Annotated in this window: 18 protein-coding genes; 4 read left to right on the plus strand and 14 right to left on the minus strand. The window is 37.6% G+C overall.

Features of this window, described 5'->3' with window-relative positions; genetic code table 11:
- Positions 1–410: 410 nt before the first annotated feature.
- A complete protein-coding gene (locus tag QPK98_RS11940) occupies positions 411–1,076 on the minus strand; it encodes a hypothetical protein (RefSeq protein WP_310993644.1) in 666 nt (221 codons plus the stop codon).
- A 227-nt stretch (positions 1,077–1,303) separates the two neighbouring features.
- Between QPK98_RS11940 and QPK98_RS11945 the strand changes: the two genes are divergently transcribed.
- Positions 1,304–2,425, plus strand: coding sequence for a vWA domain-containing protein (locus tag QPK98_RS11945; protein WP_310993645.1), 1,122 nt, complete (start codon positions 1,304–1,306; stop codon positions 2,423–2,425).
- A 61-nt stretch (positions 2,426–2,486) separates the two neighbouring features.
- A complete protein-coding gene (locus QPK98_RS11950; RefSeq protein ID WP_310993646.1) occupies positions 2,487–3,950 on the plus strand; it encodes a magnesium chelatase in 1,464 nt (487 codons plus the stop codon).
- Positions 3,951–4,020: 70 nt separating this feature from the next.
- Here QPK98_RS11950 and QPK98_RS11955 read toward each other — a convergent pair whose 3' ends face one another.
- The gene (locus QPK98_RS11955) at positions 4,021–4,401 is read right to left on the minus strand and encodes a LysM peptidoglycan-binding domain-containing protein (RefSeq protein WP_310993648.1); all 381 of its coding nucleotides are present in this window, start codon (positions 4,399–4,401) and stop codon (positions 4,021–4,023) included.
- A 193-nt stretch (positions 4,402–4,594) separates the two neighbouring features.
- Here QPK98_RS11955 and QPK98_RS11960 point away from each other — a divergent pair, with 193 nt between their 5' ends.
- Entirely contained in the window at positions 4,595–5,227 is a 633-nt protein-coding gene (locus QPK98_RS11960; protein ID WP_310993649.1) for a fasciclin domain-containing protein, read from the plus strand.
- Positions 5,228–5,283: 56 nt separating this feature from the next.
- On the opposite strand, the gene QPK98_RS11965 is transcribed toward QPK98_RS11960, so the two are convergent.
- From QPK98_RS11965 to QPK98_RS12020, 12 genes are all read right to left on the minus strand, one after another.
- A complete protein-coding gene (locus tag QPK98_RS11965; protein ID WP_310993652.1) occupies positions 5,284–5,949 on the minus strand; it encodes an ATP-binding cassette domain-containing protein in 666 nt (221 codons plus the stop codon).
- 305 nt (positions 5,950–6,254) lie between these two features.
- Entirely contained in the window at positions 6,255–9,545 is a 3,291-nt protein-coding gene (locus tag QPK98_RS11970) for an amidohydrolase family protein (RefSeq protein ID WP_310993655.1), read from the minus strand.
- Positions 9,546–9,595: 50 nt separating this feature from the next.
- Positions 9,596–11,221: a M1 family metallopeptidase gene (locus QPK98_RS11975; protein WP_310993657.1), complete on the minus strand. Its 1,626-nt coding sequence runs from the start codon at positions 11,219–11,221 to the stop codon at positions 9,596–9,598.
- A 470-nt stretch (positions 11,222–11,691) separates the two neighbouring features.
- Positions 11,692–12,558, minus strand: coding sequence for a TolB-like translocation protein (locus tag QPK98_RS11980; RefSeq protein ID WP_310993659.1), 867 nt, complete (start codon positions 12,556–12,558; stop codon positions 11,692–11,694).
- A 125-nt stretch (positions 12,559–12,683) separates the two neighbouring features.
- Complete coding sequence (locus tag QPK98_RS11985; protein ID WP_310993660.1) at positions 12,684–15,167, minus strand: TonB-dependent receptor plug domain-containing protein; 2,484 nt, start codon at positions 15,165–15,167, stop codon at positions 12,684–12,686.
- Positions 15,168–15,292: 125 nt separating this feature from the next.
- Positions 15,293–17,104 (minus strand): acyl-CoA dehydrogenase FadE, encoded by a 1,812-nt coding sequence (locus tag QPK98_RS11990; RefSeq protein ID WP_310993661.1) that lies wholly within the window; start codon positions 17,102–17,104, stop codon positions 15,293–15,295.
- 93 nt (positions 17,105–17,197) lie between these two features.
- Positions 17,198–17,335, minus strand: a complete 138-nt coding sequence (locus QPK98_RS11995; protein WP_310993662.1) for a four helix bundle protein — start codon at positions 17,333–17,335, stop codon at positions 17,198–17,200.
- Positions 17,320–17,568 carry a four helix bundle protein gene (locus tag QPK98_RS12000; protein ID WP_310993663.1) on the minus strand — a complete coding sequence of 83 codons (249 nt, stop codon included), beginning with the start codon at positions 17,566–17,568 and terminating at the stop codon, positions 17,320–17,322. Before QPK98_RS12000 ends, QPK98_RS11995 begins: the two co-directional genes overlap by 16 nt.
- 54 nt (positions 17,569–17,622) lie before the next feature.
- Entirely contained in the window at positions 17,623–18,813 is a 1,191-nt protein-coding gene (locus QPK98_RS12005) for an acetyl-CoA C-acyltransferase (protein ID WP_310993665.1), read from the minus strand.
- 38 nt (positions 18,814–18,851) lie between these two features.
- Positions 18,852–19,211 carry a four helix bundle protein gene (locus QPK98_RS12010; protein WP_310993667.1) on the minus strand — a complete coding sequence of 120 codons (360 nt, stop codon included), beginning with the start codon at positions 19,209–19,211 and terminating at the stop codon, positions 18,852–18,854.
- A gap of 150 nt (positions 19,212–19,361) precedes the next feature.
- A complete protein-coding gene (locus QPK98_RS12015; protein ID WP_310993669.1) occupies positions 19,362–21,770 on the minus strand; it encodes a 3-hydroxyacyl-CoA dehydrogenase/enoyl-CoA hydratase family protein in 2,409 nt (802 codons plus the stop codon).
- 105 nt (positions 21,771–21,875) lie between these two features.
- The gene (locus QPK98_RS12020; RefSeq protein WP_310993770.1) at positions 21,876–22,277 is read right to left on the minus strand and encodes a MarR family winged helix-turn-helix transcriptional regulator; all 402 of its coding nucleotides are present in this window, start codon (positions 22,275–22,277) and stop codon (positions 21,876–21,878) included.
- 410 nt (positions 22,278–22,687) lie between these two features.
- On the opposite strand from QPK98_RS12020, the gene aspA reads away from it, so the two are divergent.
- On the plus strand, positions 22,688–24,109 hold the full coding sequence (gene aspA, locus QPK98_RS12025; protein ID WP_310993771.1) for an aspartate ammonia-lyase: 1,422 nt from the start codon (positions 22,688–22,690) through the stop codon (positions 24,107–24,109).
- Positions 24,110–24,124: the final 15 nt, after the last annotated feature.

Here is a 24,124-nt window from a genome sequence, read left to right on the forward strand (position 1 = left end):
TTTTAGGCTGTTTGAGCCAGCAAAGATAGTCATCAAAGCACTGGATTTAAAGGCGAGTTCCTAAAATTTAGGGGACGAACAAAAAATTTAGAGAAAATTTCGTAAGCCTAGCCCCGATGGCTATCGGGGTTTGGTTCGTTTTTTCATCAATGGAAAAAATGAACAGGTTAAATATTTAGGACAGGATTGATATCAGATGTAAAAATAGCAGAAAAACTTTAGCATACACTTGTTTAAAGATACCTTATAGATCTAGGCATCTCGTATTGAAAACTTTTCGGAACCTAAGTGGATGGATAGTAACTAAATGTAAAACGGATTAACTAGCTCACTTTTTAGTGTTTAAAACACTTGCAATTACAGTGTTATGCGTGGGCTTGCTGTTTTTGTTTTTTATTTAGATGAATAGCTTATTGGTTTTCTTCTTCATGATGGAACATTTTCTGAAGTAGAACAGCGGTAACATCAAAATATGTGTCTATGTTTTCCTTATCGTCAGCAATCGTTCCTCGCGGGCTGATATTATCTGAAGCAGTTGCAACTGCATTCATTTCTTTTAAATAATTAGGATAATTTTCCTGTTGAATATCCCGGAGTGCATTTGAAATTTTTTCTGAAGCCATTTTTATATGGTTCGCCTTTTGATTTGCTGGTGGGACATTGGTTAGCTTTTCCGCACTTTTCATTGCAGCGGCGATATCGTCAGTTACACTAAGGTTTTTAATTTCCGAAATACGTTTTGTAGCTGTAATGAGCTTAAAAAAGGCCGAACGATAATAATCGTCATTAGTTTTAGCGTCTATATCGCTTTCAACAAAGTTTAAGTAATCGGAAATTGTTTGTTCTTTCTGGATAGTTCCGTAACTACCAGAGTAGAGTGGAGCACCTTTAACTCCATTTGCCATGGTTTTGCTTTCAGTTTTTTGCGATATAGAATCCGTTTCAAATAAATCCTTTTCTGTTTGAGAATTGTTGTTATTGTAATTCCTAAAAAAGAAAATAGCGGCGAGGAAGATCAAGATGACAAGAATCCATGGCCAGAAGGTTTTTCGCTTGTTAATTTTAATTTCTGACATAATGTGTAGTTTAAATTAGTAGATAATAGTTGCTTACAACATTATAAAGTTAGCGAATAATGATGTTAAAACGAATTAACAAACTGTTAATGAGTGTATTAATGGGTGGTGAGCAAGGTTGTAGCTTGTGTTTTTGACCTAATTGAAGTAAGCTGGGGTGTTTTTATTGGTAGTAGTTTAACGTTTTAGGTCTTTTATTTGAACAATGAATTCTCTAAATTTAAAATATGAAGAAAAAAGTAGCTAAAAGTGGATTTGTTTTTACCAAGCACACGCCTAAAGACCAATCTCCTTTTGATAAACTCTTTGATGTTTTTCAGGAATTGATTACCCATACTTCGGGCGATTTTGACGAAGCGATGGAATGGTTAAAGCAATTGGATGAGGAATACAAACTTACGAGTGAAGATTACACCTTAGACGATTTTGTTGAAGACCTTAAAAAGAAAGGTTATCTACGCGAAGAAATAAAAATGGATGGCAAAAGTGGTCTTGCTATCACAGAAAAAACTGAACGAGCTTTAAGAAAGCGCGCTTTGGAGCAAATTTTTGGAAAGCTTAGAAAAAGTGGAGCTGGAAATCATAGAACCAAACAAACAGGTAGAGGAGATGAGCAATCTGGAGAGTTTCGAGGCTATCGTTTTGGCGATTCCTTGGAACAGATTTCGATGACGGAAAGTTTTAAAAATGCTCAGATTAATCATGGCATTGGCGATTTCACTTTATCTGAAAATGATTTGGTGGTGGAAGAAACCATGTATAAAACCCAGATGAGTACGGTCTTGATGATTGATATAAGCCATAGTATGATCCTTTATGGCGAAGACCGAATTACGCCCGCAAAAAAAGTGGCAATGGCGTTATCGGAATTTATTACCACGCGCTACCCAAAAGATACCTTAGATATTTTAGTCTTCGGAAACGATGCCTGGCCTATAAAGTTGAAGGAGCTTCCTTATTTAAACGTGGGGCCCTTTCATACCAATACGGTTGCCGGACTTCAATTGGCAATGGATTTATTGCGAAGAAAACGAAACACAAACAAGCAAATTTTTATGATAACCGATGGCAAACCGAGTTGTATCCAACTTCCTGATGGACGTTATTATAAAAACAGCAACGGCCTAGATAGCTATATTGTCAATAAATGCTATGCCATGGCTGCCCAAGCGCGAAAACTACACATACCCATAACCACTTTTATGATTGCTGAAGACCCTTATTTAATGCAGTTTGTTGAGCATTTTACTGCGGCAAACAAAGGAAAAGCGTTTTATACAGGTTTAAAAGGCTTGGGTGAGATGATTTTTAGTGATTATGAAACAAATCGGCAAAAACGAATCCGGTAGGGACAGGTCGCGACCTGTCCCTATACAGGGATGTGATTAAAAATTGATAGAAAAATAAACAATGAAAATAGAAAAAATCAAAACATTCGGCCAGCTCAAGAATGCGGGCTACGAACCAACAACAATTAAGGAAGAATTACGTAGAAATCTTCTTCAGAAAATTATGAAGAAGGAGACCCCGTTTGAGGGTATTCATGGCTATGAGCTTAGCGTAATTCCAGAATTGGAACGTGCAATTCTGTCAAAGCACAATATCAACTTGCTCGGTTTGCGTGGGCAGGCAAAAACACGATTGGCACGGCAAATGGTGGGGCTTTTAGATGAATACATCCCCATTGTTGAAGGCAGTGAAGTTAATGACGATCCGTTTAACCCTATCTCGCGCTATGCCAAGAACTTGATTAAAGAAAAAGGAGACGAAACGCCGATAGATTGGTTGCACCGCAGTGCCCGGTTTTCAGAAAAACTTGCTACCCCAGATGTTTCGGTAGCAGATATTATTGGTGATGTAGATCCTATAAAAGCAGCAAATTTAAAATTGACCTATGCCGATGACCGGGTAATCCATTTTGGGATGATTCCACGAAGCAACCGATGTATTTTTGTAATCAACGAATTGCCAGATCTTCAGCCCCGAATTCAGGTTGCCCTGTTTAATATTTTACAGGAAGGTGATGTTCAAATTAGAGGTTTTGCCGTGCGCTTACCATTGGATGTTCAATTTGTATTTACAGCAAATCCTGAAGACTATACCAACCGAGGAAGCATTGTAACGCCACTGAAAGATAGAATCGGTTCGCAGATTTTAACCCACTATCCCGAAGATATAAAAACGGCACGAGCCATAACGCAACAGGAAACCGCTGAGGCGATTAAGGCAAAACCAAATGTATATGTGCCAGATCTCGCCAAAGATGTTTTGGAGCAAATTAGTTTTGAGGCGCGTGAAAATGATTTTATAGACGCTAAGAGCGGAGTGAGTGCTAGATTGAGTATTACAGCTTTTGAAAACCTTTTAAGTACCGCCGAAAGAAGAGCATTGCAGAATGGCGATGAGAAAACTTCTGTCCGATTGGGCGATTTTATTGGAGTGATTCCTTCCATCACCGGGAAAATTGAATTGGTTTATGAAGGCGAACAAGAGGGCGTAAATCAAGTTGCGCAACAGCTAATTGTCGATGCAGCTAATACTGCTTTTAAGGAACGCTTTCCAAAAATAGAGAAGCTTACCAAAGAAGGCGACCCAGACCCTTATTCCGAAATAATTTCCTGGTTTTTTGAAGCGAACGATTTTGAGCTTTTGGATTCTTACTCCAATGCGGAATATAAAAAAGAATTGGACAGCATACTTCCTTTACAAGAATTGATAGAGAAATATGAACCTGATACCGCCAAGGAAGACCGTTATTTTTTAAAAGAAGTAATTCTTTGGGGGCTGGCTGCCAACGATAAACTCAGTAAGTTTAGCTTGGGCAATGGGCTTCACTTTAAAGATATTTACGGTAGCTATATTAGTGGGCTGTAAATGTATAGAAAAAGAAAAACCGTCTTGTAAATTGCTTACAGGACGGTTTTAATATTATAGGTAGATGATATTAAGAAAGATTAGGAATCACTAACTCATCTCCTGGATGAATTAGATCTGCCGACTTTAATTTATCTTTGTTGGCTTCGTAAATAGCGTTGTATTTGTTTGCATCACCATAATAATGTTTTGCAATTTTACTTAAAGATTCTCCACTTTCAACCGTGTGGTGAGCATAAGCTGAAGTGTCCTCAACTTTAATATCTGCCATGATATCAGTTGGGTTTTCGCCTCCAACACGTTTTATTTCATCCCAAATCTGATTTTTTTCATATTGGTTTTTTGCGGTGCCCCAAACTTTAAGCTGGCCGTTTTCTTCTTTTACATCACCGTCCTTGATGTTTAATTTTTCTCCTAAATCTAGAACGCTTTGGTATTTTGACTTGATCATTGTTATGTTTTATTAAAATTAATGGCCTAAAGATACAATTTTCAACAAAACTAAATTTAACATTTAGGAAACTTTAAGAAATGAAGTCTGCTTGCCGTTTGTCAATATTATTTTAACTAAAACTTAGGTGTAATTGGTAAGTATTTTGCAGTGTTGCAAGTATATTTAAAGGATTCAAAAAAAATCAACTTTTATGAAGTATAGAACACTTGTATTGTCAATGGCAGTAATAGCAATGCTTTTTGCTAGCTGTAGCGACTCAAAAAAGAAAGAAACCGAAGCACAAACAGAAGCAGCGGCAATGCGTATGCAACGCGAGCGTGATTCCCTTTTAAAAATAGAAGAGGAGCATAGAATGAAAAAGGCAAATATGGAAGCAAATTCTATTGCTGCCAAAGCAATGGATAATTCAGACTTATCTACTTTAGTGGGAGCATTGCAAGCAGCTGATTTGACCAAAACTTTAAAAATTGAAGGCGAATACACTGTTTTTGCACCAACCAATATTGCTTTTGAAAAACTTCCAAAATCAAACTTGGACAATTTAATGAAACCCGAAAACAAAAAACAGCTTCAAAACCTGTTAAAGTATCATGTACTTCAAGGAAATATGAACGTATCGGAAGTGCTCGTAAAAATTAAAGACGCAGGTGGTAAATTGGACGTAACCACTTTAAATGGCGAGATTTTAACCTTGACTGAAAAAAACGGAAAAGTTATAGTAAAAGATGGTTTAGGGAATTCTGCAACCGTAACCAAGGCTAATATGGGCGCATCAAATGGTGTAATCCATACAATTGATAAGGTTTTAATGCCAAAAAAGTAAATTTAATTCCCTTTTTAATAAATCTAAAAGCCTCAGAAATGAGGCTTTTTTTATACTTAATTTTCACCCAAATACGCTAAACTCTGTAAGTCTTCAACGTTTTTAATGCTATGGCCAACACCGTCTTTGATGAGAATATTTTTTGTGGTAATTGAAAGCACATCGCGATAATAATGATCGGTTATTATAATACCTTTTTTTACTTTTAGCTTTTGCAATAGAGCTTGTATTTTCAATTTATAAAGTGGTTCAACCATTGAAAAGGGTTCGTCCATCATTAAAAAGGGATGGCCTAAGTTTCCTATCAATAAAACTTCAAAATACCGTACTTGCCCGATTGAAAGTTCTCCGACTTTCTTATTGGTGATTTTCGCTATCAAGGCGTCATAAAATATAGTGTCTTGTTCTTTTTCACCTGAAAAATAAATAGGAATTAAATCGCGCACCTTTATATTTTTAGGCAAAAATGAATGTTGTGGCAAATAGGCGATTTTTCCTTCCGCGATATTCTTTGAAGGTTTGTATAACTCACCATTAATTGAAGCATTGAGTTTTCCCTTATGAAGTGTTCCGAAAATCATTTTCAGCAAAGTAGATTTACCACAACCGTTTTTACCGAAAATCCCCAAAATCTCCTCGGTCTCGAGTGAAAAAGAGACCTCCTTTAAAACTTCATTTTTTCCAAAACCTACCGATGCATTATGTAACTTGAAGCTTTCCAAAAATGAAATAAATAAAAATTAATAAAACTGAAAATACGGGTATTCCGACAAGTAAATTAATTATAAAAGATGTAATTAAAAGCTTCCATTTAGTGATTCCTAAATTGTAATAGAAATAATATTGGCCTTTGTAAAACACTTTAAATCCATAAAAACCAACAAGTAAACTAATTGTGGTGAAAATGGTATAACCCCAGACCAGCCCAACAAAAAGTATACTTAGTATAGCGAAAGCCACAATAAACGGGAGTATGCTTTTGTAAAATTGCCAGTAGGCTCGGTACATTTTATAAAGTTACATTTTTTTAATGGCAGGTACAACCACCATCCATAAAGCCATTTGTTTCTTGGTGCCAAGGAAAGGCTTGATTATAGCCGTCCATTTCCCAGAAAAAAGGCAAACGCTCCTTTGGGTGGTTGCCTATTTGGTTCATGGTTGCAGCGTCAAAAAGTCTTCCGTTTACCATTACCATTTCAATGCTTTCGGTGTTTTCTATATCTTCTAACGGATTCTTATTCATCACAACTAGATCGGCTAGTTTTCCAACTTGTAAAGACCCAATATCATCTCCAGCACCAATATACTCAGCCGAGTTTATAGTTGCTGCTTTTAAAGCTTCCAGGTTGCTCATGCCGCCTTGTTGCAACATCCAGGTTTCCCAATGGGCTCCTAGGCCTTGTAGCTGCCCATGCGCTCCCATATTAACCTTTACGCCTGCATCTTGCAAGCTCTTTACGGTGCGGGACACCAATTTATGACCGTTGTTATACTCTTCGGCCGGAACTTTTGTTCTATGGCGAGAGCGACTGTCAACTATACTCCGCGGTGTAAACGTGAGTAGTTTCTCGTTTTCCCATACATTATCCCTTTCGTAAAAATAGACCTCTCCGTTCATTCCACCGTAATTTACAATAAGGGTAGGGGTGTATCCTGTATTGCTTTTACTCCATACTTCATGGATATCTTTGTAAGCAGGTGCAACAGGTATGTTGTGTTCAATTCCTGTGTGGCCATCAATTACCTGGGTAATATTGTGATAAAAAGTAGAACCGCCTTCTGGTACAACATTGATTTCCAATTCGCGAGCAGCCTGTAAAATTTGCTGGCGCTGATCTCTTCGTGGTTGGTTGTAGCTCTTTACACTTTTTGCGCCAAATGCTTTTGTTCTTCTTATGCTGCTTCTGGCATCTTCCAAGTTGTTTATAACGGCTTTGAAATCTCCTTCGGCACCGTACAGAATAAACCCTGTAGAAAACAATCGTGGGCCAACCAATTGACCGCTTTTTTGAAGTTCAGAAAGCGTAAACACTGTTTCAGTATTCGCCGATGGATCGTGCGAAGTGGTAACTCCAAAAGCCAAATTCGCCATAAACGGCCAGAATTGTTGCGATGGTAACCCGTATCTAAACGCGCCTACGTGGGCGTGCGCATCAACCATTCCCGGCATAATAGTCTTGCCTTTTCCGTCAATAATGGTTGTTCCAGAAGGGATAGAAACCTTGCCTGTGGCTCCAACTGCCTCAATTTTATTTTCATTTATTAGAATAGTGCCGTTTTCAATTACTTCATCATTTTCCATGGTGATGATTCGGGCATTGGTAATGGCAATTCTTCCCGTAGGCTTATCAACCGGAGCGGTCAATCCTATTTTTATCCCTTCCAGTTTTTCCTTGGAAACTTTTTCAGGAGATCCTTCTAAAAACATGAATTTGTTTTTCAATTCATTACTGAAATATTCATCGCCCATTGTCCACATTACTTTTTTACTATTCGGACTCCAATGGACGTTAATACCTGCATCTTTTGCGAGTTCAGAAACCGGAACAGACTTGCTATTGTTGTCTAAGTTGATGGTTTTGCCATTCATTACCAAGGGTGCTACAAAAAGCTTGTGCAGGTTGGTAAACGCAATCCATTTATTATCTGGGCTCGGGATAAGTCGGTTGGCATATTTTGAAGTGATATGTGTTTTTTCGTCTTTCCCATTACGGTTTACACTTATCAATTTTTTCTTTAATTGGCCAAAATAAGTTCCCCCAACTTGTAGAAACAATCGCTTGTCGTCACTACTAAACATAGGGTAAGCACCTTTTTCGGTAACAAATTGTTGGTTTTTACCCGACGCATCCATAATATAAATTCCATTGTCTTCTGTAAAGGTAAAACCTTGATCTGTATTTCCAGATTCCTTCATAAATGCAATCTGTTTTCCATCTTGTGAATACGAAGGCATCCTGTAAATTCCTTTTTCTGAAGTGAGTTTTACTGGAATTCCACCCACCGCAGGTATTTTATAGATAGCTCCTTTTTCCATATCGCTCCAGGTAACATAACTGATCTCTTTCCCATTAGGAGAAAAGGCCGGTTCAAATTCAAAATTGGTAGAATTTGTCAATCGTTGTGGTTTCCCGTTTGGTAATACCTTTTTATACAAATGGCCTAGCGCACTAAAAACCATATATTTTCCATCTGGTGAAGTCACGGCATGCCGAATCATTTTTGGAGTGAAAGTTTCGGTTTCAATCTTGTTGTTAAAATGAACGGTTTCGGCTAAATCTATTTTTACATCGGCCGTAAAGGGAATGTTGGTAACAGCCAATGAATTGATATCGATCTTGTTGATTTTCCCGCCGCTCCAAAAAACAATTTCCTTGTTGTTTGGCATCCAGCTAAAATTGGGATAAACGCCAAAAATAGCCCAAGCTTCCTGCTGGTCTTTGTTTAATGCGTCATAAATTGGCCATTCTTTTCCAGTTTCCAAATCGTGTATATACAAGACGCTTTTAGTACGTACGCGCTTAACAAATGCTAGTTTTTTACCATCGCGGGAAATTGTTGGTCTAGCAGCACCGCCAGGACCACCGGTTATTGTTTTGGTCTTACCGGTTTCAAAATTATAGCGTTTTATTACGTAAATCTGACTATTTGGATCTTTATTGTATTGAAAATAACCCCCTGGGTACATATCTTCACTGTAGTAAACGTATTTTCCATCGGGAGAAACAAAGGGTTCATTTACGTCTTGTTGGTCGTTTTTACGTTTTGTAAGTTGCAATCCGCTACCGCCGGTAATATGGTATTGCCAAATTTCACCAGCGCCCAAACTTCTTCCAGATGAAAAGTGTTTGCGAGCCAATAGATAGTTGCCATCAGCACTCCAAACCGCATTATTTAACAATCTAAAATTTTCTTTGGTTACAGGTTTGGCATCGGTTCCATCGCTGTTCATAGTCCAAATATTGTCACCCCCACCAGCGTCACTGGTAAAAGATATTTTGGAACCGTCGGGGCTAAATCGTGGTTGTATTTCAAAAGGAATTCCTGAACGGATTACTTTCGCCTTTCCACCAGAAATCGGTAAACTGTAAATATCGCCAACCATATCAAAAATTATAGTCTGCCCATCGGGGCTTACGTCCAAGTTCATCCAAGTGCCTTCATCTGTGGTAAAGGAATGTGTTTTATAGTTGAAATCTTTTCCAGGGTTGGCGACCTCCCATTTGGTCTCCTCTTTCGATTTATCTTTTTTATTCTTTTTTTGAGCCGTAAGTGTAAGTGTACACACAAAAAGGAGTAGAGTAGGTAATATTTTCATAATTGATAGGGGTGTTATTTGTTGTTTCTGAAGAAAAATAGCTGTTTATATTAATTCATATTTTGTTCGGTGACATAAAAATCTTTCTTTATTTCAAAAGATTTAATCGGTGCTTTAAATTCACGTGTCTTCCATTTAGAAGAAGGTTTTATCCATACCTCTTTCCCGTTTACAATGGCAATGACAGGCATTTTGAAATTTTTGACAATATTGGTATATCTAAATTTTAAGACGTTTTCATTAAATGAATATTCTACCTTAGGAACCATAATAGTACGTAAATATTGATTCCAAAATGCGGTAAGGTCAATTTCACTTTTTTCACTGATATAATTTTCAATTTGTTCCGTAGTGACGTTTTGATGGTAAAATTCCTTATTTAAACCGCGTAGTATTTGTCGCCATTTTTCATCATCTGCAATTAACTGCCGAAGCGTATGAAGCATGTTCGCACCTTTGTAATACATATCTCCACTTCCAGATTGATTGACGTTGTAATTACCAATTACAATGGGTTTTTCGTTAACGATATTGTTCCGAACTCCAATTACGTATTCTGAAGAAGCTTTTTTTCCGAAGTGGTAATCCAAATAAATATTTTCAGAATAGCTAGTGAAGGCTTCATGAATCCACATATCGGCAACATCTTTATTGGTTATGTTATTGGCAAACCACTCGTGGCCACTTTCATGTATTATGATGAAATCGAACTTCATTCCCCAGCCAGAGCCAGAGACATCGCGACCCAAATATCCATTTTCAAAATTGTTGCCATAGGTTACGCTACTTTGGTGTTCCATGCCTAAATAGGGCACTTCAACAAGCTTGTAGCCATCTTCGTAAAAAGGGTAGGGGCCAAACCAATATTCAAAAGCTTCCATCATCATTGGGGCTTGTTTAAATTGCTCCTTCGCCTTTGCTTCATTTTCACGAAGTACGTAATAATCCATGTCTAAGCTTCCTTTTTCGCCATTGTATTTTTCACCAAAATGCACATAATCGCCAATGCTGAGGTTTACACCATACGCATTGATTGGGTTTTTCACCTCCCAAGTCCAAGTTTTTGAATCTTCGTTTTCTGTTACTGTTTTTAAACGACCATTGCTGACGTCCATTAGATCTTTTGGGGTTGTTACGGAAATCGTTACGCCATTATCAGGTTCCTCGGAAGGGTGATCCTTTAACGGCCACCAGACGCTCGAGCCAATTCCCTGGTTGGAGTTTGCAATAAAATCCTTTCCGTTACTATCTTTTTTCCATGTAAATCCACCATCCCACGGCGGACGAACGGCTTCTCTCGGAATTCCTGAAAAATAAATGGTTATTTCGTTTTCGCTACCGCCAGCTTGTTTTTTCTGAAGTTTTACAAAATGTGCATTTCCTTCTGAAGTGTATTGCAATTCTTTTCCAGCCTGAAGTACTTTATCAATCTTCATCGGGTTTTGAAGGTCAATCTGCATGATGTTGTAGGGTCTCAAAACCTCATAGGTAATAGTATTGCTACCTTCAATAGATTTTTCGGAAGCATTTGGGGTTACCTTTAAATCGTAATGCAGCACATTCCACCAAGCGCGTTCGGGAGTAATACTTCCGCGCAAGGTATCGGCACGGGTAAATTCTTGAGAAAAGCTCACTAAATTGATACTGAGAAAGAATAGCAGAAAGAGATTTTTCATGGTTGGGGATTTTGGCTAAAAATACCAAAAATAGAAATGTAAGCGTATTTAAGTGTGATAAAATTAGGCTCTATGTTATTTAAAGTGGGTAATTTTTTTCAAAGATCAAAATTTTATAAGTGCTTTTTTGGCCTAGTAAAAGTTTACGTAAAAAATGATGTGAGTGGAGGGTTAAGCAAACTAGCGCCAGCCGATCAGATAATTTTAATCTTAACGATATTAAAACATTAACTATTTTGAACGAATAAATGTGAGCCTTTAGTTTGCGCCGCAACGAGGGAAATTTTTAGTAAAGTTTTGCTCAGCCTAGCCTTTTTTTGGTTCGTTTTTTTTGACAATGAAAAAAAATGAACAATTATATTTACATGATGAAATTTTAACAGTTAGACATATTTTTATTAATAAAAACTAATCTATCCACTATATTTAACATAGTACCTAAAATTAATAGTAGTTTTTAGAGGTTAAAACTAAAACTCTTCTGCTACCAAAGCTAAAATTTTGCCGTTGGGGCTAATTGCCAATCTAGAAATATTTTTTACTCCGTAATCTTCAAGAGCAGCCACATGGTTCCATTCTCCACCACCTAAGGTGTCATACATATAAAGCCTACTGCCACTGCCAACGAGGATTTGCGTGTCATTAATCCAAACATAATCTTGGATGCCGATGGGTAAATCGGTAACAAAATAACTTTCATACACATCCATGTCTAACAGATATAAATCTAGATTTCCTTCCTCGTTTACCAAGGAATAGCTCATAGCATTTGTTTTAGGAACTTTTTGAAGCGATCTTCCCGCATTGTAAAACAGCGTGTCAACGGCTTTTGAAGACAGATCTATCATTGTTAAATCTAATTTATCGCCGTTTAATACGGTAGCCAGCATTTTTTTATCATTGTAAAATGCAAAATACGCCACTTGAAGATCTGGTATAATTTCTTCGGAACTGCCTGTTTTAGAATCATACCTATACAAACGTTGCAGCCCGTCTTTGTCTAACCTAACGGCAGCTACATCATTATTTAAAGGAAGTTTTTGCGGAGAATATTCGCCGCCTTCAGTTTTGGAGTTGACCCATTTCTGTAAATCTGAAGTTAAATTATATTCTGAAATATCGGTCTGCCCATTGTTGTTTCCGGCAAAAATTACGGCTTCGTTCGAAATAAATGACGGTTGATTGTCGTAGCCTGTGTTGTTTGAAATATTTCGTGCATTAAGAAGTTCAAGGCCGGCATAGGACGGCATAATGTCAAAAACAAACACTTCGGTGTTTTCTTGGGAAATAGCCGAAAATGTTATGGTAAAAATAAGTAGGTGAAATAGCTTTTTCATAGGGGTTCAATTTTACTTCAAAAATAGCAAACTCTGCGCCATAAAAAAGAAAACCACAAATACACGAATATTTTATTGGTTATTTATTCGTGCTAGACTTTAACCAATTAATTTCAATAGTTGTTTTACTCCACTTCAAGATAAGATGTGGCGTGAAAGGGAACCCCTTTATGGGTAATACCTTCAATCTCTATCTGGTAAGTTCCTTTTTCATCACTTGTATAAAAAGTGACATCGGCATTTTTATATCCTTGCGTTTTCACTATTGGATTCCAATATAGCGTAGAGCGACTGTCTATTTTATTTCTATTTCTATCAACTAATGAATAATCTGGTGCGTAGAATTCTCGAGCGGTATAAAAACCTTCAGCCTTAAAGCTAATAGAGCCGGGTTTTTTGTCAGTGATACTTGTTGTACTTCTAGAGCCTTGTTTTGTATAGATTGCTATAACACCTTGAGCTTTTAGACCATAAGCGGCAGATGCGTGCCCCGTATTCATAACATCTATAAAATCTATGTCTGCTTGGTGAACAGATCTTGCAGTTAATAAGTTAACTTCAACATCATCAAGATAAAAGGTAGGCTTCATACCTCTAAGATTAACTTCGAAATCTTGTGAAGTTTGATTTTCTCTACCTTGTTTTCGTCCAATTCTAATGCCGGGTATATTCATTAATAACTGCATGAAGTCACCGGCACCCGTTTGGCCCATTTCACTGACAATTACACGGTGCGAAGGTTCAAAACTTCGCGTTCTCTTATCTCTCTTTATTTTTGCAATTTCTTCCTTTTTTTTTATTTTTCCCTTAAGTTGAACCTCGTCTAGTCTTTCTCTGTCTTTGTCAAATTGAAAATCTCTAAATACATTATTTCTCGATTTTCTTTTGTAAGATTTTATTGTTGCATTTTCACTTTCAAACTTAAATGGACTCAGTATTCTATCTGGAATTATAGATGGTTTTTTAACTGGCTTGTCTAGGACGATGTTTGTATTGCCGAGGTCTGGTTTTTTAGACAACAATCCTTTTCCGGCTTCTAAAAAAACATCAATAGTATCTTGAAATACGAAAGGACCATATTTGAAATGACCGCGGGAACTGGTTGTTTGCGTTTCTTGATAAAAGCCCGTTTTTCTTAAAGTGAGCTTGGTTTCGCTAATCTTATTTTGAAAAGGACTCTTGGCACTTTGGGTATTGCCACTTATGTAAATGCCATCTTCTGGTTTATATTTTAACGGTAAACTATTCTCAAGAAATTCTTGCCAGGTAAATCTGCGCCATCCGTGGGTTAACATTATTAAGTCTAATTGTTCGTTTTTTTTAATTTCGTTACCTTCGGTAAAAAAGTAATTTGGAGATTTTATTTTTCCTCTAAGGTCGGAGTTAAGTAGCAAATAAGTTTTAATGTTTTCAGCATTGTTGTTTGATTTAATTAAATTTATATCGGTGACGGACATTGATAAGGTACTAGGAACTAGCTTCCCAGCCTTATCCTTTACTTCAACCTTCAGGTTTACACGATCCCGTGTGGTAGTTTGACTTCCATTGGTTTTCTTAACCGAAATTGAGGTTTCTTCTTCTTTCTTTATAAAAGCCAATCGTTCTGCAACAGGTTTGTGATCGTTATTGAAAACTACGATATCTAAAATACCTTCAATTAAATCCTTTTTCGGAATCTTTATTAACATTGTGTTTTCTTGGATGTCCTGCGAATAGTCAAAAGCCTGTATTCCTCTTTGATGCCCGATAATCAATACATTTTTTAAGCCTTCTTTTTTATTTGTTTCAACATTTATTACAAGTTCTTTATTGTTTGTTGAAGTGTTTATAACGTAACCTTCTTCAATAGGTTTAGGTAAGGAATAAGTTATATTTTCATCTCCAGAGCTTATTACTGCACGATATTCTTTACCTAATTCTGGCTTTAGATAGAAAAAACCTAGCCCAAACTCAAATGTTTTAAAATCTGAAACTTTATTCCCTTCAGTATCTTCAATAATTCCAACAATTGGACTTGCTGAAAGTTTAGCATCTTTAATTTTTACTGCAACTTTACTAATGAGTCCATTAACCAAATATCCACCTTCGGGATAAAAGCCAATATTTGGTAACGCTGACTGTTCTGATGTCTCAGAATCTTGATTATTTAAGTTTTCTGAAAGTTCTGAATTAAGTGCAAAAACTGGAATTTTTTTCTTGAAAAAATATGCTCTCGATTGATTTCGCATATAGTTAGTATATGCTCTTAAAGTATAAACGCCATCTTCAAGATCAATAGGTAATTTAAAATCTCCTTGAACGCTTACAGCTTCTGCAAACAACTTGCGTTCGATTAGTACTTCGTCTTTTCTGTTTATCAATTCAACATAAACAACGCTGCTTTTTCCACTTAAAACATGAGTTACTCCATTAACTAAATAGGAGCTAAACCAAATACTTTCGCCTGCGGTATAATAAGGTCTGTCTGTATGAATGTATATTTTTTCGGGGTATTTATCTTTGGTGTATTCGTTGAGTCTTTTGTTAATAAGGGTTTTAAGGCCAGAATCACTGTTAAAAGTAAAAGCAAGACATAGAAGGCATATAATTAAAAGTAAGATTTTTCTCATGGCCCGTAAAGTCAGAATAATCATAAATGTAAGGATTATTTCAATAAAAAAGACCTAATAGGTTTTCAAAATCTGTTAGGTCTTTTAAATTTAAATAGTGAAGGCTCTACAAACCTTATAACGTATTAAAACGGATAATTGTTCTCCGCAATAACTTTGTGGGAGATAATTCGTCTTAGCTCTGCAATATTAGGCATATTCTGATATTTTGTAAAACGCTTAAGCCCCATCAACATGGCACGTTGCTCGTCTCCTTCAGAAAAGGACAGAATAGATTCTTTTGCCTTTACAGTAATAGTATCTACGGCGTGATATAGGTACAACTGCGACATTGCAATTTGCTCTTTTTGGGTTTCTTCACCAGATCGTTTTACGTTCTTTTCAGTTCGTAAAATTGCACTTTCGGCCATATAGATTTCAATCAAGATATCTGCGGCAGCTAAAAGCGTTTGTTGGTGTTCTTCCAGTTCGGTGCCGTATTTTTGAACTGCGCTACCTGCAACCATTAAGAAAACCTTTTTAAGCTTTGCAATCATTGCTTTTTCTTCCGAAAGCAATTCGGAATAGTCAGGGGTGTCAAAAGAAGGAATTCCCATTAGCTCATCTGCAACGGCTTGTGCCGGATTCAATACATCTACGTGGCCTTTCATTGCTTTCTTCACCAACATTCCTACGGCCAACATGCGGTTAATCTCGTTGGTTCCTTCATAAATACGAGCAATTCTGGCGTCTCTCCAGGCAGACTCCATAGGGGTGTCTGCACTATAGCCCATTCCGCCATAAATCTGGATTCCTTCATCACTACAGTTTTGAACATCTTCAGAAACCGCTACTTTAAGGATGGAGCACTCAATTGCGTATTCCTCAACTCCTTTTAATTCGGCTTCTTGATGGTCGTTTCCGGCTTCTATACGGAGGGCAATTCTATCTTCAATATCTTTCCCTGCACGGTAGGTGGCACTTTCGCCAACATAAGCACTGGTAGCCATTTCAGCAATTTTTAGCTTAATTGCGCCAAAAGAGGAAATTGGTACGTCAAATTGTACGCGATCGTTGGCATATTGTACGGCGTTTGAAATTATCCTACGCTGGGCATCAAGACTAGCGGCAGCTAGTTTTATACGCCCGATGTTTAAGGCATTCATGGCTATTTTAAATCCTTCGCCACGTTCACCTAATAGATTTTTAACAGGCACTTTGGTTTCATTAAAGAAAACCTGACGGGTAGAGGAGGAGTGAATACCGAGTTTCTTTTCTTCCTCGCCCATTGAAATTCCGTTTTCGGGATCGTTTTCAACTATAAAGCCAGTAATGTATTTATCGTCTTCAATACGTGCAAAAACAATCATTGTATGACAAAATCCTGAATTAGAGATCCACATTTTCTGTCCGCTAATGGAGTAATACTTACCATCATCAGAAAGTACGGCTTTTGTTTTTCCACTGTTCGCGTCACTTCCCGCACCAGGTTCAGTTAGGGCATAAGCCCCAAACCATTCTCCAGTGGCAAGTTTAGGCACGTATTTTTTCTTTTGTTCTTCGGTTCCATAAAGGGTAATTGGCATGGTTCCAATACCCGTATGTGCTCCAAAAGCGGTAGCTACAGAGCCAGTTGCACCCGAAATGTAATCGCAAACCAACATTGTGGTTACAAAGCCCATTCCCAATCCGTCATAGGCTTCGGGAACAGCTGTACCTAGCAAGCCCATTTCGCCTGCTTTTCTCATTATTTCTTCCGTTAGCGCATAATCTTTTTGCTCAAACTGTTCTTTTAATGGCCAGACTTCACGGTCTATAAATTCCTTTACGGAATCGCGCATCATTTTTTGTTCTTCGGAAAAGTCTTCCGGAGTAAATACATCTTCGGCTTTTGTTTCTTTTACTAGAAATTGTCCACCGCGGAGGAGATCGTTTTTATTTTTTTCTGTTGTGCTCATGTTTTTAAATTTGACTTAGGACGGTAGGACATAAGACGTAGGACTTACATCGTCGTCACTATTTATTAATTTGATTAGTTTTTAAATTGTTGTTTAAGAAATATTCTTTTCGATATTTTTCATAAATCTGGTAATCATTCCTTGAATCGATTGGATTTTTCTTTCCAAATGTTCAAAAGTTTCTTTTGAAATATAACCAATCTCAAAAGCGATAATTAGCTGGGTTTCCATTTGAAGGCCGAAACCAAAGCATTGTCCAAGTATTGTAGCAAATGTTTGTCGGTTCGTTTCGCAGTTCCTTCAGCTATATTTGAAGGAACAGAAACAGCAGACCTTTGCATTTGACTGGTTAAAGAGTAGGTTTCAGATTTTGGAAATATTTTTGTTGTTGAATAAGTTTCTTTGGCTAATTCAATACCTTCTTTCCAAATAGTAAGTTTTCTAAAATTATGTCTTGCTGCCATATATTTAATTTAATAATTCAACATTTTAGTCTTACGTCTTATCGTCCTACGTCATTATTTAAGAAACTCATAAACCCCAGCTGCACCTTGTCCGGTACCTACGCACATGGTTACCATTCCATATTTGCCTTGTAGGTCTCGTTTGCGCATTTCATCAAACAGCTGTACCGAAAGTTTAGCACCTGTACATCCTAATGGGTGACCCATGGCAATAGCACCTCCGTTTACGTTTACGCGCTCTTTATCTAAGCCTAAACCACGGATTACGGCTAAGGACTGCGAAGCAAAGGCTTCATTTAATTCAATTAGTTCCATTTGGTCCTGCTTTAATCCGGCTTGTTTTAAAGCTTTTGGGATGGCGTGTAAGGGTCCAATACCCATTATTTTAGGTTCAACGCCAACGGCTGTAAAACTTACTAATCTAGCAATGGGCTCCAGGTTTAATTCCTTTACCATTTCTTCACTCATAATTACGGCAAAAGCAGCACCGTCACTCATTTGTGAAGAGTTTCCAGCTGTTACCGACCCGCCTTCTGCAAATACAGGACGAAGTTTTGAAAGAGCTTCCACATTGGTTCCTTTTCTTGGGCCTTCATCCTTGTTTACCGTGTATTTTTCGGTTACTTTTTTCCCGTCATCGTTTACAAAGGTTCGTTCCACATCAATAGGAACAATCTGATCTTGAAAACGATCTTCGTCTTGAGCTTTTAGGGCACGCATCTGGCTGGTGTAAGCAAACTCATCTTGATCTTCACGAGATACTTCGTATTTTTTAGCTACTGCCTCGGCGGTTAAGCCCATATTCCAATAGTAATCTTCCTTTCCTTCTTTAGCCAGTTTATAATCTGGTACAGGTTTGTAACCTCCCATTGGAATATAACTCATACTTTCTGCACCACCTGCAATAATACAATCTGCCATTCCGCTTTGTACTTTTGCCGTGGCAATAGAAATTGTCTCTAGACCAGAGGCGCAATATCGGTTAACGGTCATCCCGGGAACATCAACAATATCTAGCCCCATCAACGAAATCAATCGGCCCATATTCAGGCCTTGTTCTGCTTCGGGCATTGCGTTACCCACAATAACGTCGTCTATTCGTTTTTTGTCGAGTTCCGGTAATTCTTTTAATATGTATTTAATTGTTTCTCCGGCGAGCTCGTCAGGACGATTGAAACGAAATACGCCTCGTGGTGCTTTCCCGACGGCAGTTCTGTATGCTTTTACTATATATGCTGTTTTCATATTAGATCTTGGATTTTTGACTTGAGATATTAGACTTATTAAATATTCTTTGAAAATTTCAATATCAAAGCATAATTCATTTTCTGTATCTCAATTAATTCATTTAAAATAGGTTTTACTATATTCTCTGAAACTAATTCAAGCCGATGGGATAGAATTAGCTGTGTGAACAATTCATTTGAAGAACAATTGGCAATACCCAAAAAATTTTTAAACTCTCCGTAGGTATTTCTTCCCGCTCCCTCAGCTATATTTGAAGGAATGGAAACAGCGCTTCTTCTAATTTGGCTAGTTAATCCGTACTTTTCTTCTTTAGGAAATTCTGCCGAAATTCTATAGGACTGTTCTGTAATGTTCATCGATTTTTGCCAAATTTTTAATTCTTGAAAGTTGTGCATAGTATTAGATTTTAATAGTTAGATATAAGGTGTTTGACATCAAGGTTTTACTCAGCTAAAGCTGAAATTTATAACTATGTTTTTATTTGAAATCACTTATTATCATTCCCTTTGTCTCACGTCTTACATCTAACATCTCACGTCTAAAATCTAGTTTCTAAGCGGTTTTCCTTTCTGTATCATATGCTGCAAGCGTTCCAAAGTTTTTCGTTCTCCCGTTAAACTTAAGAAAGCTTCTCTTTCAAGGTCCAGTAAGTATTGTTCGCTTACGTAGCTGGCTTCACTTAAATCGCCTCCTGCCATTACGTAGGCAAGTTTGTTGGCTATTTTCTTGTCGTGTTCACTAATGTAGTTTCCGGCTAGCATTTGGTCGGTTCCAACTAAGAACATTCCTAAAGCTTGTTTCCCCAGAACTTTTACATCGGTTCTTTTAATTGGTTTTGTGTACCCTTGATCTGCCATAAACCTTGCAGTGGCTTTTGCCGCGGCAATTTGTCTGTCTTGGTTTACAATTACAATATCTTTTCCTTTCTGAAGGATTCCAGTGTCGTAAGCTTCGTAGGCAGAAGTAGATACCTTAGCCATTCCAATGGTCAAGAAATACTCCTGAAGCCTGTTGAGCTCAACATCGTCTTTTTTAAAGGTGTCGCTTGCTCTAAGTGCCATTTCTTTGGAGCCTCCACCGCCAGGAATAACCCCAACGCCAAATTCAACCAAACCAATATAGCTTTCTGCTGCTGCCACTACTCGGTCTGCGTGTAACGTAAATTCGCAACCACCACCTAATGTCATTCCGTGAGGCGCAACTACTACAGGAATAGAAGAGTAACGAAGACGCATGCTAGTGTCTTGAAAATATTTAACTGCAGCGTTTAACTCGTCGTATTCTTGCTCAACTGCCATCATAAATATCATTCCGATATTTGCACCAACGGAGAAGTTTTTACCGTTGTTTGCAATCACCAGACCATCGTAGTCTTTTTCGGCTATGTCAATGGCTTTGTTGATTCCGGCAAGAACATCGCCACCAACGGTATTCATTTTACTTATAAACTCTACATTTAAAATACCATCGCCTAGATCTTCAACAACAACGCCCTTATTTCTGAAAACTTCTGAAGTTTTACGGATGTTGTCTAAAATTATAAATGCATCCTGTCCAGGAACTTTAACATGTTTCTTGGAAGGGATATCATAATAATAGGTGTTTCCTTCTTTTATAGTATAGAAAGAATCCACGCCAGCTTCAAGCATTTCATTAACCCAAGCAGCTGGTTCTTTTCCTAAATCTTTTAGTAGTTCAATTCCTTTTTTAACGCCAACGGCATCCCAAATTTCAAACGGCCCTTGTTCCCAGCCAAAACCGGCTTTCATGGCGTCGTCAATTTTGTAAAGCTCGTCTGTAATTTCAGGAATTCTCTTTGAGACGTATGCGAACATCGCACCGAAGTTTTTCCGGTAGAATTCGCCAGCCTTGTCTTCTCCGGCAATAAGTATTGGGAAGCGGTCGGTTACTTTACCAACCGATTTGGTTTTTTCCAAGGTAGCAAAAGAAGCTTTTTTCTTCTTTCTGTATTCCATCGTGTCAAGGTCAAGACTAAGAATCTCGCTTTTACCGTCGTCGCCTTTTATCTTTTTATAAAATCCTTGTCCGCTTTTGCTTCCCAACCATTCGTTTTCCATTAAGGTATCAACGAACTTAGGAAGTTTAAAGATTTCGTGCTCTTCGTCTTCAGGCGCATTTTCATAAATTCCGTTAGCAACGTGCACTAAGGTGTCTAAACCAACCACATCCACGGTTCTAAAAGTTGCCGATTTTGGCCTTCCAATTACGGGGCCGGTTAGTTTATCAACTTCTTCAACGGTAAGACCCATTTCTTTTACTTGGTGAAAAAGGCTTTGTATGCCGAATATTCCAATTCTGTTTCCTATAAATGCAGGGGTATCTTTCGCAACTACGGAAGTTTTTCCGAGGAACTTTTCGCCATAACCATTTAAGAATTCAAGAACTTCTTTTGAAGTTTCTGGTCCTGGAATAATTTCAAAAAGCTTTAAATAGCGCGGCGGATTAAAAAAGTGTGTTCCGCAGAAGTGTTTTTGAAAGTCTTCGCTACGACCTTCGCTCATAAACTTAATAGGAATACCCGAAGTGTTAGACGTAATCAAGGTCCCTGGTGCTCTATGTTTGTCTAAGTTCTCAAAAACCTGTTTTTTGATATCTAAGCGTTCAACGACAACCTCAATAATCCAATCGGCTGTTTTTACTTTAGAAATATCGTCTTCTAGGTTTCCTGTAGTAATTCGTTTTGCAAAATCTTTATGATAGAGTGGGGCAGGCTTACTTTTGATTGCCTTCTGCAAATCGGTATTTACTATTCGGTTACGCACGGCTTTATCTTCCAACGTAAGTCCTTTTTTCTTTTCGGCATCATTTAGTTCGCGCGGAACAATATCAAGCAATAGCACTTCCACACCAATATTGGCAAAATGGCAGGCTATCCCACTTCCCATGATTCCGGAACCGATTACCGCTACTTTATTAATTCTTCTTTTTGACATACTCTTTAATTATGAATTACGAATTATGAATTCTGAAAATACGAACTCTTAATTCTGAATTAATGATTTTTTTATGGTTTCAATTGTGAATTCTAAGTTGTGAATTCATAATTGAGAATTGTATATTTTCTTTGAATTGATTAACTCATTGATTGTTTTAGCTACTTTTCTAAAGGTCTGTAATTCCTCCACCGATACATTTTTTTGAACGGCTTCATCAAAACCCAAAACCACTCGCTTTGAGAAATCGCGCATTTCCTTTCCAAAAGGGGTTAAGTGAATCAAAACGCCACGCCCATCTTCTGGGTTTGGCTTTCTTTCTATCAGCCCTTTTTTTTCCATGCTTTTTAAGGTTCTGGAAAGGCTGGTAGCTTCCATTCCCATTTTTGGCCCCAGACCTGTACTGGGAGTTCCCTCTTCGGGATCAATGCTGATAAGGGCGAAACCAGTAGCCATGGTGCTTCCTTTTTTTCCAGCTTCTTCGTTGTACATTTTGGTTACGTTCATCCACGTGGAACGCAAAATATAATCTATGGTTTTTTCCTTTGGTTTATCCAATATTCAGGTTCTTGAAAAATGTAAACCCAAAGATACAAAAAATATATTATGCATGCATAGTAAATTGCATTGTTTTTTAAATCAATGTGTTAGCGGTCAAGTCTGTTGACTAACTAAATTGATGACTACTTCTGTTTTAAACCGCTGTAAAGCGTGAATTCTGTATAGTTATAGTTAAGTAGATTAGTTGTAATATTTGTACGCAGGATTCAAAGCTTACCGTAGGTTTCGGATTCTAAAACTGAATAAGCCTACTTTTATTTCAACTCAGATTATAATGATTCTAAAAGCCGTTTTTGAAATTCAATTTAGATAATTCTAGGTTAAAAATTTTGTACCTTGTTGAGCTAAAACATGTTATTTTGAGTATAAGAAAAGAAGAAGATTTATTGGGGTTTCTGGAAATTAACGATGCTGCTTTTTATGGTGTACATACACAGCGTGCCGTAAATAACTTTCAGATTTCGAATGGGAAAATAGGAGATTACCCCATTTTTGTAAAGGGAATTATAATCACAAAAAAGGCCTGTGCATACGCCAATAAGGAAATTGGAACCATTCCTGACTTACAGGCCGATATGATTATTGAAGCCTGCGATACCATATTAAACGATATAGAAAAGTACGTTGCTTATTTTCCAATAGACGTATTTCAAGGTGGGGCGGGTACTTCGGTAAATATGAATGCCAACGAAGTGATAGCCAATGTGGCCTTAACCTTAAATGGACACCCGAAGGGAAGTTATGATATTCTGCACCCAAACGATCATGTAAACAAATCGCAATCTACCAATGATGCTTACCCTACGGGATTGCGGGTTGCTATTTATTACTACATCAATCACCTGCTTGAGAAAATAAATATCCTTACCAATCAAATGGATAAAAAGAGTGCGGAGTTTAAGAAAGTGGTCAAAATGGGCCGAACCCAACTTCAGGATGCAGTGCCAATGTCTTTAGGCGATGAGTTTTCGGGCTGGTCCACTACTTTAAAAGAAGAAACCAAGAATTTAAAAGATTCCAGAGACTTGATACTGCCGGTAAATCTTGGGGGTACAGCTATTGGAACGAGGGTGAATGCCCCTGATGGTTTTACCGAGCTTTCCATTGGTTATTTGCAACAGTTTACTAGGGCTAGTTTTGTAGAAGCAGAAGACCTTATTGAAGCCTCTTCAGATTGTGGAGACTATGTAATGATTTCCGGAGCTTTGAAAAGAACTTCAATCAAGGTTTCAAAAATATGTAACGATTTAAGACTGCTTTCTTCAGGACCTCGTTGTGGGTTAAATGAAATCAACCTTCCGCAAATGCAGGCGGGTTCTTCTATAATGCCAGCCAAAGTAAATCCGGTAATCCCCGAGGTTGTAAACCAAGTATGTTTTAAAATTATTGGTAATGACGCTACTATCTCGTTTGCCGCAGAGGCAGGGCAGTTACAGCTAAACGTGAACGAGCCTGTAATTGCCCAATGTTTGTTTGAATCTTTAGAACTGCTTTCCAACGCCATTGAGACCCTAGCTACAAAATGTATTTCAGGAATTACTGCTAATACGGAACGAATGCGCGAAATGGTGTATAGCTCCATTGGTTTGATTACGTTTTTAACGCCGTATATTGGGCATCATGAAGGAGATGTTATAGGTAGGGAGGCTATTGCTACAGGGAAGAATATTCGTGATCTCGTTCTTGAAAAAGAGCTACTGACTGAAGAGGAATTGGACAAGATATTAAGTCCTGAGAACCTAATGAATCCGGTTTATAGTGCAGGTTTAAAAAAGTAAAATCATTTTTTGAAG

Origin of the sequence: Aequorivita marina, from assembly GCF_031631895.2 — a bacterium.
Classification (GTDB): Bacteria; Bacteroidota; Bacteroidia; order Flavobacteriales; family Flavobacteriaceae; genus Aequorivita; species Aequorivita marina.